12 protein-coding genes are annotated in these 12,843 nt (G+C 70.9%); 6 read left to right on the forward strand and 6 right to left on the reverse strand.

Annotated elements, in window-relative coordinates; all coding sequences use genetic code 11:
- Positions 1-359 precede the first annotated feature (359 nt).
- Together NGF19_RS05735 and NGF19_RS05740 are read right to left on the reverse strand one after the other, a co-directional pair.
- Positions 360-1,100, reverse strand: a complete 741-nt coding sequence (locus tag NGF19_RS05735) for a class I SAM-dependent DNA methyltransferase (RefSeq protein ID WP_252422662.1) — start codon at positions 1,098-1,100, stop codon at positions 360-362.
- Between the two features lie 56 nt (positions 1,101-1,156).
- Positions 1,157-1,735, reverse strand: a complete 579-nt coding sequence (locus NGF19_RS05740) for a TetR/AcrR family transcriptional regulator (protein ID WP_252422664.1) — start codon at positions 1,733-1,735, stop codon at positions 1,157-1,159.
- 372 nt (positions 1,736-2,107) lie between these two features.
- Here NGF19_RS05740 and NGF19_RS05745 point away from each other — a divergent pair, with 372 nt between their 5' ends.
- From NGF19_RS05745 to qcrB, 5 genes are all read left to right on the forward strand, one after another.
- Positions 2,108-2,671 (forward strand): 2Fe-2S iron-sulfur cluster-binding protein, encoded by a 564-nt coding sequence (locus NGF19_RS05745; RefSeq protein ID WP_252422666.1) that lies wholly within the window; start codon positions 2,108-2,110, stop codon positions 2,669-2,671.
- Positions 2,668-3,660, forward strand: coding sequence for an FAD binding domain-containing protein (locus NGF19_RS05750; protein WP_252422668.1), 993 nt, complete (start codon positions 2,668-2,670; stop codon positions 3,658-3,660). Before NGF19_RS05745 ends, NGF19_RS05750 begins: the two co-directional genes overlap by 4 nt.
- Entirely contained in the window at positions 3,657-5,780 is a 2,124-nt protein-coding gene (locus NGF19_RS05755) for a xanthine dehydrogenase family protein molybdopterin-binding subunit (RefSeq protein ID WP_252422670.1), read from the forward strand. Before NGF19_RS05750 ends, NGF19_RS05755 begins: the two co-directional genes overlap by 4 nt.
- Positions 5,773-6,915, forward strand: a complete 1,143-nt coding sequence (locus NGF19_RS05760) for an XdhC family protein (protein WP_252422672.1) — start codon at positions 5,773-5,775, stop codon at positions 6,913-6,915. The genes NGF19_RS05755 and NGF19_RS05760 overlap by 8 nt, the downstream gene beginning before the upstream one ends.
- A gap of 254 nt (positions 6,916-7,169) precedes the next feature.
- Complete coding sequence (qcrB, locus tag NGF19_RS05765; RefSeq protein WP_252422674.1) at positions 7,170-8,669, forward strand: cytochrome bc1 complex cytochrome b subunit; 1,500 nt, start codon at positions 7,170-7,172, stop codon at positions 8,667-8,669.
- Here the strand turns inward: qcrB and ctaF are convergent.
- The 3 genes from ctaF to NGF19_RS05780 all read right to left on the reverse strand — a co-directional run bounded on the left by ctaF (position 8,599) and on the right by NGF19_RS05780 (position 11,298).
- On the reverse strand, positions 8,599-8,988 hold the full coding sequence (gene ctaF / locus NGF19_RS05770; RefSeq protein ID WP_252422676.1) for an aa3-type cytochrome oxidase subunit IV: 390 nt from the start codon (positions 8,986-8,988) through the stop codon (positions 8,599-8,601). The genes qcrB and ctaF overlap by 71 nt on opposite strands.
- 54 nt (positions 8,989-9,042) lie before the next feature.
- Positions 9,043-10,713 carry an aa3-type cytochrome oxidase subunit I gene (gene ctaD, locus NGF19_RS05775; protein ID WP_252422677.1) on the reverse strand — a complete coding sequence of 557 codons (1,671 nt, stop codon included), beginning with the start codon at positions 10,711-10,713 and terminating at the stop codon, positions 9,043-9,045.
- Positions 10,714-10,917: 204 nt separating this feature from the next.
- Entirely contained in the window at positions 10,918-11,298 is a 381-nt protein-coding gene (locus NGF19_RS05780) for a DUF5997 family protein (protein ID WP_252422678.1), read from the reverse strand.
- An 82-nt stretch (positions 11,299-11,380) separates the two neighbouring features.
- On the opposite strand from NGF19_RS05780, the gene NGF19_RS05785 reads away from it, so the two are divergent.
- The gene (locus NGF19_RS05785; protein WP_252422679.1) at positions 11,381-12,205 is read left to right on the forward strand and encodes a LysR substrate-binding domain-containing protein; all 825 of its coding nucleotides are present in this window, start codon (positions 11,381-11,383) and stop codon (positions 12,203-12,205) included.
- A gap of 141 nt (positions 12,206-12,346) precedes the next feature.
- On the opposite strand, the gene NGF19_RS05790 is transcribed toward NGF19_RS05785, so the two are convergent.
- Entirely contained in the window at positions 12,347-12,823 is a 477-nt protein-coding gene (locus NGF19_RS05790; protein WP_252422680.1) for an Lrp/AsnC family transcriptional regulator, read from the reverse strand.
- Positions 12,824-12,843 lie beyond the last annotated feature (20 nt).

The following is a 12,843-nucleotide window of genomic DNA, read 5'->3' on the forward strand; positions in this document are numbered from 1 at the left end:
ACCGCCTGCGCAAGCATAAGATCTTCGGCTACCTCACCCCGGCTGAGACCCGGCAGCGGCATCAACACGCCCTCGCAGCGTAACCATCGAGTGTCCAAGAGCACGGGGAAACTTCATGGACGGCCCATACCCATCCGGCGGACTCCCCGGTCTCCAGCGGCTCGCGCCGGGCCGCGCGGAGCCCTGCGGTGAGCGCGTCGAGATCCGTTCCACGCGCCAGTACGACGTTCACCTCGTGGTCAGGACGGGAACCCCGGAATGTGATCCAACTTCGCATGAGGCGAACCCTAGTTGGGGGCACTGACATTCGATCGATGGGTCGTGTCGACGGCACTCTTGGCGCGCCGAACGGGCTTGTCTCAGGTCGACCTGCGCCATACCGAGATGTGCTTCGCGGAGTCCTGAGTGAACGGCGTTCCGTCCCAGTCCGCTACTCGCCGCTCCAGTTCCAGCCCCGCGATCCGTGCCATCAGGTCGAGTTCCGACGGCCATACGTACCGGTGCCGGGACGCGTCGCGGCGGTAGCGACCGTCGTCGCCGTCGCGGGTGAGGTGGTGCGAGACGAGGATCTGCTCGACCAAGTCGAAGGTGTCGAAGCCGAGATGTCGATCCGAGACGTCGAACGGCACCGCGACCTGCCCCGGCGGCAGGAACCGCAGCGGCGGCACGCTCACCTCGATGACGAACCGGCCGCCGGGCGCCAGATGCCGCGCGGCGTTGCGGAAGCACTCCACCTGCTCGTCCTGGGTGAGCAGGTTCGAGATGGTGTTGTAGACGAGATAGACCAGGCCGAACTCGCCCGGGACGACGGTCGTGGCCATGTCCCCGAGCGTGACCGGAAGCGTGTCCTCGTCGACCTTGCGCCTGAGGACCGCGGCCATGTGCGGGGAGAGTTCGATACCGGCCACGGGCACGCCGCGTCGGCGCAAGGGGACGCCTACACGTCCGGTTCCGATGGCGAACTCCAACGCCCTGCCGTCCCCGGCGAGTTCGGCCAGGAAGTCGAGAGTCGGTCCGAGCACGGCGGCCGAGGACATCTCGTTCTCCTCGGCGTCATAGCGCTCGGCACTCGCACGGGTCCACAGCTCGCTGCTCGTCACGGTCGTCCACTGTGCAGAGCGCGGCGGGAGCTGTCCACGTATTTACCTCCGAGCGTTCACTGTTCACGCGCTCCCACTCGCAGCCCGTCCATGACGAGGTCGAGGAGGCGCGTCGCGCGAGGCTGCCAGTCGCCGCAGGGGTCGATCTGCCAGAGGCCGGCGATGGCGAGCAGGAAGTCGTCCGCCGTCACTCCCGGGCGGATGGTGCCCGCCTCCTCGTTGGCGCGAAGCAGGAGTTCGGCCGCGGAGGTCAGTGGCGCGTGACCCGGTTTCGCCGGGCCGCCCGGTGCGCTCGTGGCCTGGCGGATGGCGTCCGCGAGGCCTGCCTTGGCCATGGCGAACCCGGCGAGGCGGTCCATCCACTCCCGCAGGGCCCGCTCGGGTGCCCGGCTCTCCAGCAGCTCGGCCGCGCTGTCGGCGACCTGCCGCATCTCATGGCGGTAGACCTCGAGGACGAGCGCCTCACGATGGGGGAAGTTGCGGTAGAAGGTGCCCTGCCCGACGCCCGCCTTCCTGGCGATCACGCTCAGCGGAGCGTTCGCGGAGCAGGTCAGCTCGGCCAGCGCCACCTCCAGGATGCGCTCGCGGTTCCGCTGCGCGTCCGAGCGCTGAGGCGCGTCCTTCCTCGGCTGCACCCGTCCTCCTCGTAGGCTCGTGGCCGAACCCCGGTCTTGCTGAGCGGACAACTGTCCGGTAGCTTCCCCAGTACCGGACAGTTGTCCAATTTGCTCCACCATAGCGGTGGTTGCGGTTGATGGGGACACCCTGTGGCCGTCGACCTCGGCGTTCCTTCCCCGCGCCTCGCGGGTTCCCGAAGCACTATCGCTCCGTACAACACCACCGTTCCGTACAGCACCACCGCTTCGTACCGCACCACCGGCTTCGTACCGCACCGTCACTCCGTACAGCGCCATTACTCCGTACAGCGCCATCTCCTTGTCCGTGATTCGTCTGTCTGCCGGACCGCCCCTCGCGAGGGGTTCCGGATATGCGAAGGAAGGCTGATCGTGGCCCCACCCGTGTCCAGCGCCATCACCTTGACCATCAACGGCGAGAAGCACACGCTGTCCGTCGACCACCGCACCACACTGCTCGACGCTTTGCGTGAGCGTCTCGATCTGACCGGTACCAAGAAGGGCTGTGACCAGGGGCAGTGCGGTGCCTGCACGGTCCTGCTCGACGGGCGCCGGGCCGTGTCCTGCCTCCAGCTCGCGGTGGCCGTCGAAGGGCGTGAGGTCACCACCGTCGAAGGCGTGGCCGAAGGCGAGCGGCTGCACCCGGTGCAGCAGGCGTTCCTCGACCTCGACGGCTACCAGTGCGGGTACTGCACCCCCGGCCAGATCTGTTCCGCCGTCGCGGTGATCGAGGAACACGCGGCGGGCTGGCCGAGCGCCGTCACCGACGACGTCCGCCCCGAAGCCGGGCCGCCACCGCTGAGCGCCGAGGAGATCCGGGAGCGTATGAGCGGCAACCTGTGCCGCTGTGGCGCGTATGTGTCGATCGTCCAGGCGGTCGCGCGCGCGGCGGCCGAGGCGGGGGCCGAGGCCGAGGTCACGGAGGCGGTGGCATGAGGGAGTTCGGCTATCAGCGGGCGTCCGACGTCGCGGGCGCGGTCGCGCTCCTCGGCGCGGACCCGGACGCACGCTTCCTCGGCGGTGGCACCAACCTCGTCGACCTGATGAAGACCGGTGTCGAGCGGCCCGCCCGGCTCGTGGACGTCCGTGAACTCCCCCTGGACGGCATCGAGTCGACGAAGGACGGTGGTCTGCGTATCGGCGCGACCGTCACCAACAGCGACCTCGCCGCCCACCCCGAAGTCCGCCGCCGCTACCCGGCGTTGACGCAGGCGGTCCTGTCCGGCGCCTCCGGTCAATTGCGCAACATGGCCACGGTCGGCGGGAATCTGCTCCAGCGCACCCGCTGCGGCTACTTCGCCGACGTGACCAAGCCGTGCAACAAGCGTGTCCCCGGCAGCGGTTGCCCCGCCATCGAGGGCGACCACCACAACCACGCGATCCTGGGCGCCTCCCAGCACTGCGTGGCCGTCCATCCCTCGGACATGGGCGTCGCGTTGGCCGCCTTCGATGCCGTCGTCTCGTACGAAACCACCGACGGGCCGGGCGAGTTGGCGCTCGCCGACTTCTATCTGCCGGTGGGTGACACCCCGCACCGGGAGACCGCCCTGCCGCCGGGGGCGCTGATCACGGCTGTCACCCTGCCACCCGCCCCGGTCGCCGCCCGCTCGCGCTACCGCAAGGTGCGCGAGCGCGCTTCCTACGCGTTCGCGATCGGCTCGGTCGCCGCCGCGCTCGAGGTGCGGGACGGCGTCGTCCGCGAGGCGCGCCTGGCCCTCGGTGCGGTCGCGTCGCGGCCGTGGCGGGCCCGGACGGCCGAGCGGGAACTGACCGGGGCACGGGCCGACGGCGAAAGCTTCGCCGCCGCCGCGGACGCCGAACTCGCCGCGGCCAAGCCGCTGTCGCACAACGGATACAAGGTGACACTGATGCGCAACCTCATGGTGGCCGTCCTGTCCGAACTCGTCGAGGAGGCCTCCCGATGACCACCGCCACCGCCAAAGCCACGACGGCGCAGGGCTCCGTCGGCACCGCGCACACCCGCGTGGAGGGCCGGGACAAGGTCACCGGGACGGCCCGCTACGCGGGAGACCTTCCCTTCACCGAACTCGCCTACGGCTGGCTGGTGTTGTCCACTGTGGCCCGTGGCCGTATCCGCTCGATGGAGACCGGACCGGTCCTCGCGATGCCGGGCGTCCTCACCGTCCTGCACCATCAGAACGCGCCGCGGATCGACAGCGACTACATCGGGCGGCTGGGCGTTCCGCCGGACCCGAGCGCCGCCCTCTTCCAGCACGACCGGGTGCCGCACCTGGGCTGGCCGGTGGCGCTGGTCGTCGCCGAGACCTCCGAGCAGGCCAGAGAGGCCGCCGAAGCGTTGGTGGTGCACTACGAGGAGAAGCCGCACGACACCGCCTTCGACGGCGAACGCCCGGACGTGCCCTCGCAGGACACGGAGGAGAAGGGCGACCTGGAGGCCGAACTCGCCGCGTCCGCCGTGGTCGTGGACGCGCGGTACACCACTCCGGAAGAGCACCACCACCCGATGGAACCCCATGCGGCGACCGCCCGGTGGGAGGGCGGACGACTCGATGTCGTCGACTCCGACCAGGGCACCGCATGGGTCGCGGAGGAACTCGCCAAGCTCTTCTCGCTCGAACCGAGCGCGGTTCGGGTGCGGTCCGAACACGTGGGCGGTGCCTTCGGGAGCAAGGGGGCCCGTGCGCATCAGGTGGCCGCCGTGATGGCCGCGACCGCCCTCCAGCGCCCGGTCCGCGTCGTCCTGACGCGCCGCCAGATGTTCTCAATCACCGGCTACCGCAGCCCCACGTCGCAGCGGATCAGGCTGGGCGCCGACGCCGACGGGCGGCTGCGCGCGCTGGAGCACCGCTCCGTGAACCTCACCTCGACCGTGTTCGAGTTCGTGGAGCCCTGCGCCGGGGTGTCACGGGTGATGTACGACGCCGCCGCCCACCACACGTCCAACGAGGTCGTACGGCTCGATGTGCCGACCCCGACATGGATGCGCGCTCCGGGCGAGGCGCCGGGGTCGTTCGCGCTGGAGTCGGCGCTGGACGAACTCGCCGAGCGGTGCGGCATCGACCCGATCGAACTGCGCGTACGCAACGAACCCGAGCTGGGCCCCGTGTCCGGCCTGCCGTTCAGCACCCGTCGGCTGACCGACTGCTTCCGCGAGGGGGCCCGCAGGTTCGGCTGGGCCGAGCGGGACCCGCGCCCCGGCCTGCGCCGTGAAGGGCGCTGGCTGCTCGGCACCGGTACGGCGGCGGCGAGCTTCCCCTCCGGGGCCGCGCCCTCCACGGCGGCCGTGACCGCGCAGGCGGACGGCACCTTCACCGTGCGGATCGCCGCGGCGGACATCGGCACCGGGGCCCGTACCGCGATCACCCTGGTCGCCGCCGACGCGCTGGAGGTGGCACCGGACCGCGTACGGGTGCGCATCGGCGACAGCGACTTCGGACCGGCGATGATCGCGGGCGGTTCGATGGGCACCCGCTCCTGGTCATGGGCGGTCGCGGTGGCGGCCCGGGAGCTGCGCGAGCGGCTCGCCCTGGGCGGCGGCGTACCGCCGGAGGGCGTGACGGTGCGCTCCGACACCTCCGAGGCCGTCCGCGCCCTCGCCCAGAAGGAGCGGCACTCCTTCGGAGCGCAGTTCGCCGAGGTCGCCGTGGACGTCACCACCGGCGAGGTGCGGGTGCGGCGCATGCTCGGCATCTTCGCGGCCGGTCGCATCGTCAACCCGCTGACGGCGCGCAGCCAGTTCATCGGCGGGATGATCTGGGGCATCTCCATGGCCCTGCACGAGGAGGCGGTCCGGGACCGGGCCTCGGGCGGCCACGTCGGCGCCGACCTCGCCGGCTATCACGTGGCCACGCAGGCCGACGTACCGCTCGTCGAGGCGGACTGGGTGGACGACCCGGACCCGGACGACCCGGTCGGGATCAAGGGCGTCGGGGAGATCGGCATCGTGGGCGCCGCGGCGGCGATCGCCAACGCGGTCTGGCACGCGACCGGTGTCCGACACCGCAGCCTGCCCATCCGGCCCGACCGCGTCCTGGCCGCGGCCGAGGGAGCACCGGATGCTTGACATCGCCGAGGAGCTGCACCGCTGGGCCGAGGAGGGCAGGGCCTTCGCCGTCGCCACCGTCGTGGCCGTCGGCGGCAGCGCGCCCCGCGGCCCCGGTGCCTCCCTCGCCGTCGACAGCGAGGGCACGGTCATCGGTTCGGTCTCCGGTGGCTGTGTGGAAGGAGCGGTGTACGACCTGTGCGTCCAGGCGCTCGAGGACGGGGAGACCGTCCTCGAGCGGTTCGGGTACAGCGACGAGGACGCCTTCGCCGTCGGGCTGACCTGCGGCGGAGTCATCGACGTCCTGATCACACCGGTCGGCGTGGACACCCCCGCCGGTCCGGTGTTCCGCTCGGCCCTGTCGGCCGCCGTCCGGTCCGAGCCGGTGGCTGTGGCCCGGGTGCTCCAGGGCCCCGCCGACCTCCTCGGCAGGGCCCTGCTGGTCCGCCCCGACGGCACGTACGAGGGCGGCCTCGGCGGGCACCCGAGGCTGGACCGGACGGCGGCGGCCGAGGCCCGGTCGCTGCTGGAGGCGGGCCGCACGGGCACGGTGGCCGTGTCCGAGGACGGCTCCCACTGCCCCGGCGGTCTGACCCTGTTCGTCGAGGCGAACGTGCCGCCGCCCCGTATGGTCGTCTTCGGCGCGATCGACTTCGCGGCGGCGCTCGTACGGGTGGGCAGGTTCCTCGGCTATCACGTGACGGTGTGCGACGCCCGCCCCGTCTTCGCCACCCGAGCCCGCTTTCCCGAGGCCGACGACATCGTGGTCGACTGGCCGCACCGTTACCTCGAGCGCACCGCGACCGACGCGCGCACGGTCCTGTGCGTGCTCACCCACGACGCCAAGTTCGACATACCCCTGCTGACGGCGGCCCTGCGGATGCCCCTCGCGTTCGTCGGCGCGATGGGTTCGCGCCGCACTCATGAGGAGCGTGTCCGGCGGCTGCGCGAAGTCGGCGTGAGCGAGCGGGAGTTGTCGCGGTTGAGGTCGCCGATCGGCCTCGACCTCGGTGCCCGGACACCCGAGGAGACCGCCGTGTCGATCGCGGCGGAGATCGTCGCGGCCCGCAGAGGAGGCACGGGCGTGCCGCTGACCGACTCCGGGACACCCATCCACCACGACCGGGGAGAGGAAACGGTCGTCGCGGCTGCCTGACGCTACGGCGTAGCACCTCTCGCCCATCCGAACGGGTGCACCGGCCTGGGCGCGCGGGTGTTTCGCCGGGCCGGGGCACTCGGCCGACGGTCCGGCGGCAATCCATGTGCGAGGGGGCGTCGAGCGAGAACCGGCAGAAGGAGGCGTTCCATGGCCCGGACCCCGGACCGGACCCGAGGGGAACGACCCGTCGGCCGTGGCACGGGCGCCCCGTGAACGCGCGGCGCCGCCCGCCTGCCCTCCCCTCGGGCACGGTGGAAGGCAGGCGCGCCGGAGAGCGGCTGGCCGACGCGGCGGACGGGCGGCTGCCCGTGCTGGACGGCGGCGGGAAGCTGCTCCGCAAGGCCTTCCCCGACCACTGGTCCTTCCTCCTCGGCGAGATCGCGCTGTACAGCCTGGTCGTCCTCGTCCTGACCGGAGTGTGGCTGACGTTCTTCTTCACACCGGGGATGGGCGACGTCGTCTACGACGGACGGTACGCACCCCTGCGCGGCGTCCTCATGTCCCAGGCGTTCGACTCGACCCTGCACGTCAGTTTCGACGTACGCGGCGGACTGCTCGTACGGCAGATGCACCACTGGGCCGCACTGGTGTTCGTCGCCGCGATCGGAGTGCATCTGCTGCGGATCTTCCTGACCGGCGCGTTCCGCAGGCCCCGGGAGATGAACTGGACCATCGGCGTCACGCTGTTCGCGCTCGCCCTGGCCGAGGGCTTCGCGGGCTACTCGCTCCCCGACGACCTGCTCTCCGGTACGGGGCTGCGCATCGCCCAGGGCATCATGCTCTCCCTGCCGATCATCGGGACGTATGTGAGCCTGTTCGTGTTCGGGTCCGCCTTCCCCGGGCACGACATCGTGTCGCGCCTGTACGGCGTCCACATCCTGCTGCTGCCGGGCGCGTTGGTCGCCCTCGTCACCGTGCATCTCATCCTGGTCGTCTATCTGAAGCACACCCAGTGGCGCGGTCCGGGCCGAACCAACCGGAACGTCGTCGGCAAGCCGCTCTTCCCCCAGTTCATGGCCTCCTCGACAGGGCTCTCGCTCACCGTCTTCGGTGTGCTCGCCCTGCTCGGCGGCATCGCCCAGATCAACCCCGTGTGGACCTACGGCCCCTACCGGCCGGACCATGTGTCGACCGGCTCGCAGCCCGACTGGTACGTGGGCTTCCTGGAAGGCTCGCTCCGGCTCATGCCGCCCTGGGAGACGAACGTCGCCGGGCACACGATCATGTGGAACGTCCTGCTGCCCGCGGTCGTCCTGCCCGCCCTGCTCTTCCTCGTCCTGTACGCCTACCCCTTCGTCGAACAGCGTCTGACGGGCGAGCGGCACGAGGAGCACCACCTGTGCGACCGGCCACGCGAACGTCCCGTCCGCACCGGGCTCTGCGCCGCGGGCGTCACCTTCTACGGCGTCCTGCTGCTGGCCGGTGCCAACGACATCATGGCCGCGAGCTTCCATCTCTCGCTCAACGCCCTCACCTGGGTCCTGCGCACGGCCCTGGTCGTGGCCCCGATCCTCGCCTTCCTCCTCGCCCGACGCCTGTGCCACGCCTTGCTGGAGGCCGAGCAGAAGCGCCTGACCGAGGGGGAGGAGACCGGGGAGGTACGCCAGACCGTGGAGGGGGGCTACGAGAGCAGCCATGAACCCGTCACCCGGTTCCGGCCGGGAGCCCCCATGAAGCCGCTCAGTCCCGACGAGTCGCGTACTGGAAGGCCAGCCCGAAGACCCCCCGCGCCAGCACCGCGACGCCGATGAGGAACAGCCACAGCCCGTAGACCACCCCGGCGGCGGCGACGGCGAAGCCCAGCGCCGTGACGAAGGGCCAGGGGCTGTGGGCGGGGAAGAACTCCAACGGGCCCGCCGCGTCCGCCACTTCGGCCTCCGGACGGTCCTGCGGGCGGCGGCCCCGGCGCCGGTACTGCACCGCGCAGAAGAACGAGATCACACCGGCCATGCCGAAGGCGACGATCAGCACCGCCATACCGGCGGGATCGCGCGACCACACGCCGTACAGCGCGGCGGAGCCGCCGAAGAACAGGGCGACGACGCCGAACAACCAGGACTCGGTCTTCATCGCGGTCCCTCCTGGAGCTGCGGCTTCATCGCGGTCCCTCCCGGAGTTGCGGCTTCATCGTGGCCCCTCCTGGAGCTGCGGCCGGACGGCCTCGGGATGGTGCAGGTCGAAGGCGGGCGACTCGGACCGCACCCGGGGCAGGGCCAGGAAGTTGTGACGTGGCGGCGGACAGGACGTCGCCCACTCGAGCGCGCGGCCGTACCCCCAGGGGTCGTCCGAGGTGACCCGCTCACCGTGCCGGGCGGTGCGCCAGACGTTGTACAGGAACGGCAGGGTGGAGACACCGAGCAGGAACGCCCCGGCGGAGGACAGGGTGTTGAGCAGGGCGAAGCCGTCGGAGGGCAGATAGTCGGCGTAACGGCGGGGCATGCCCCGCGAACCGAGCCAGTGCTGCACCAGGAAGGTCAGCTGGAAGCCCGGGAACAGCAGCCAGAAGTGCAGCTTGCCCAGCCGCTCGTCCAGCATCCGCCCGGTGAGCTTGGGCCACCAGAAGTAGAAGCCCGCGAACATCGCGAAGACCACGGTGCCGAAGAGCACGTAGTGCAGATGCGCCACGATGAAGTACGAGTCGGTGACATGGAAGTCGAGCGGCGGGGAGGCGATGAGCACCCCGCTCAACCCGCCCAGCAGGAACGTGAAGAGGAACCCCAGCGCCCACAGCATCGGTGTCTCGAACGAGAGGGAACCCCGGTGCAGGGTGCCGATCCACGCGAAGAACTTGATGCCGGTGGGCACCGCGATCAGGAACGACATCATGGAGAAGAACGGCAGCAGCACGGCACCGGTGGCGAACATGTGATGGGCCCACACGACCGCGGACAGCATGGTGATCGCGATCGTCGCCCCGATCATCGGCAGATAGCCGAACTGCGGCTTGCGCGAGAACACCGGGAAGATCTCCGAGACGATCCCGAAGAACGGCAACGCGACGATGTAGACCTCGGGATGGCCGAAGAACCAGAACAGGTGCTGCCACAGCACGGCGCCGCCGTTCGTCGCGTCGAAGACGTGCGAGCCGAACTTCCGGTCCGACTCCAGGGCCAGCAGCGCGGCGGTGAGCACCGGGAACGAGGGCAGCACCAGGATCGAGGTGAACAGGATGTTCCAGGTGAAGATCGGCATCCGGAACATCGTCATCCCGGGCGCGCGCAGCGACAGGATCGTGGAGATGAAGTTGACGGCGCCGAGCGTCGTCGAGACACCTGTCACCACCAGACCCATCACCCACAGGTCCCCGCCCGCGCCGGGGGAGTGGTACGCGCTGTTCAGCGGGGCGTAGGCGAACCAGCCGAACGACGCGGCACCGCCGGGCACCAGGAAGCCCGATACGACCAGCAGCCCGCCGAAGAGATACATCCAGTACGAGAGGGCGTTCAGCCGCGGGAAGGCCACGTCCGGGGCGCCGATCTGCAAGGGCATCACCGCGTTGGCGAACCCGGCGAACATCGGGGTCGCGAACAGCAGCATCATCACCGTGCCGTGCACCGTGAAGAACTGGTTGTAGACGCCCTCGGACATGAACTGCAGCCCGGGGCGCGCGAGTTCGGCCCGCATCCCCATCGCCAGCAGGCCCGCCAGGAGGAAGAAGCAGAAGGCGGTGACCATGTACAGGCGGCCGATCACCTTGTGATCGGTGGTCGTGGCCCAGCGCAGCAGCGCCCGGCCGAGCGAGGACGTGGTGGTCGTACGCCGGGCAGCGGCGACGCGGTCCGACAGTTCCGTCATCGTCCTCCTCCACGGGCCCGCGCCCGGCGGCATCACGCCCGACGCGGCCTGCGGTGCCACCGCTCGGCGCGGATCATGAGCGTCCGCCGTGACGCTATCGCCGCGCCCCCGAGGAGGCGATCACGCCACGCCCGTGCCGCCGGTGTCGGAGTCAGGAAGGAGGATCAGAGGGAGAGGGGGTCAGGGGCGCGGGTCGCGCTCCTGTCAGGCCTGCTCGGCCTGCTTCTGCTTGACGCGCGCCGCTTCCTTGCGGACCTCGGCCTGCGTGGCGCGCTCCTTCTCCAGCCACTCGGGCCGGGCGTCCTTCAGCGCGTCGATCTGCTCGGTGGTGAGCGGCTCGACGATCCCGCCGCGCGCGAGGCCCGAGATGGAGACGCCCAGCTTCGCCGCGACCACCGGGCGGGGGTGCGGGCCGTTGCGTCGCAGTTCCCGCAGCCACTCGGGCGGGTTCGCCTGGAGCTCGTTCAGCTCGGCGCGCGAGATGACACCGGCCCGGAACGTGTCGGGGGTGGCGGGGAGGTACACACCCAGCTTCTTCGCCGCGGTCGCGGGCTTCATCGTCTGGGTGGTCTGGTGCGACTTCATGATGTCAAGACTATCGGCCGTGTACGGGACCTCCGACCACGCCCGGTGACCTGGCGGCGACCACGCCCGGTAACCTGGCGGAGTGACAGGCACGGAAGCACCACCCCCCTCGTTCCGGCTCGCGTACGTCCCCGGGGCGACGCCCGCCAAATGGGCCCGGATCTGGAACGAGCGCCTGCCCGATGTCCCGCTGACCCTCGTCCAGGTGTCGGCCGCCGAAGCAGCCGAGGCGCTGCGCGGAGGAGCGGCGGACGCGGGGCTCGTACGACTCCCGGTCGACCGCACGGTGTTCAGCGCGATCCCCCTCTACACCGAGGCGACCGTGGTCGTGGTCCCCAAGGACCACGTCGTGACGGCGGCCGACGAGGTGTCCCTGGAGGACCTCGCGGACGAGGTGGTCTTCCACCCCCTCGACGACGTCCTCGGCTGGGAGCAGCCCCCGGGTCTGCCCGCGTTCGAGCGGCCCGCCACGACGGCCGACGCCGTCGAACTCGTGGCGGCGGGCGTGGGCGTGCTCCTCGTCCCGCAGTCACTGGCGCGCCTGCACCACCGCCGGGACCTCACGTACCGCCCGGTCGTGGACGCTCCCCAGTCGAGCGTCGCGCTGTCGTGGCCCGAGGACGCGACCACCGATCTGGTCGAGGAGTTCATCGGGATCGTCCGCGGGCGGACGGTCAACAGTTGGCGGGGCCGTACCCCGGCCCAGACCCCGGCGGCTTCGGAGCGCGGACGCCCTGACACGGGCGGCGCGCGACGGAAGCCGACGGCCGGGAAGTCCGCGGCCGGGAAGTCCGCGGCCGGGAAGTCCGCGGCCGGGAAGACTGCGGGCCGAAGTCAGCGGAGTGCTTCCAAGACGTCCAAGGCCTCCAAGGGCGGCAAACGCGGTAAGCCCCGGCGCCGCTCCTAGCTAGGGCCTGTCGTCACATTCCCGTCGTCGCCCGGAGGGCGGCCCGGCGGCGTCTGGTGCGTGCTCTCGGTGTGCCGGGCGTCGCGGGGCAGACGGGAATGTGACGACAGGCCCTAGGACCGCCGCGCCCGTACGTCGTGCTCAGCTCGCGGCTGTGCGGGCGATCGACTCCACCAGCGGCAGCAGCCGGTGCGGGACGCGCTCGCGCAGCGCGACCTCCGTACGGGTGCGGACGACCCCGGGCATGTTGATCAGCGTCTGGATCACGTCCTCCAGATGCGCGTTGTCCCGCGCCACCACCCGAGTCATCAGATCGCCGCCCCCAGTGATCGAGAACGCCTCGACGATCTCCGGTACGGCCGCGAGGGCGTCGCCGATCTCGTCCAGATGCCCCTGGGTGACCTCGATGTGGACGAACGCGAGCACGGGATGCCCGAGAGCCGCGGGGGACAGGGCGGGACCCATGCCGGTGATCACCCCGTCGCGCTCCAACCGGTCCAGCCGGGCCTGGAGCGTGCCGCGCGCGATGCCCAGGATGCGCGCGTACTCACGCACGCTGGTGCGCGGCTGTTCGAGCAGCAGTCGCAGGATGCGGGTGTCGAGTGCGTCCACGGCCATGGACCGATGGCCCCCCTGTT

Origin of the sequence: Streptomyces macrolidinus, from assembly GCF_023887685.1 — a bacterium.
Lineage (GTDB): Bacteria > Actinomycetota > Actinomycetes > Streptomycetales > Streptomycetaceae > Streptomyces > Streptomyces macrolidinus.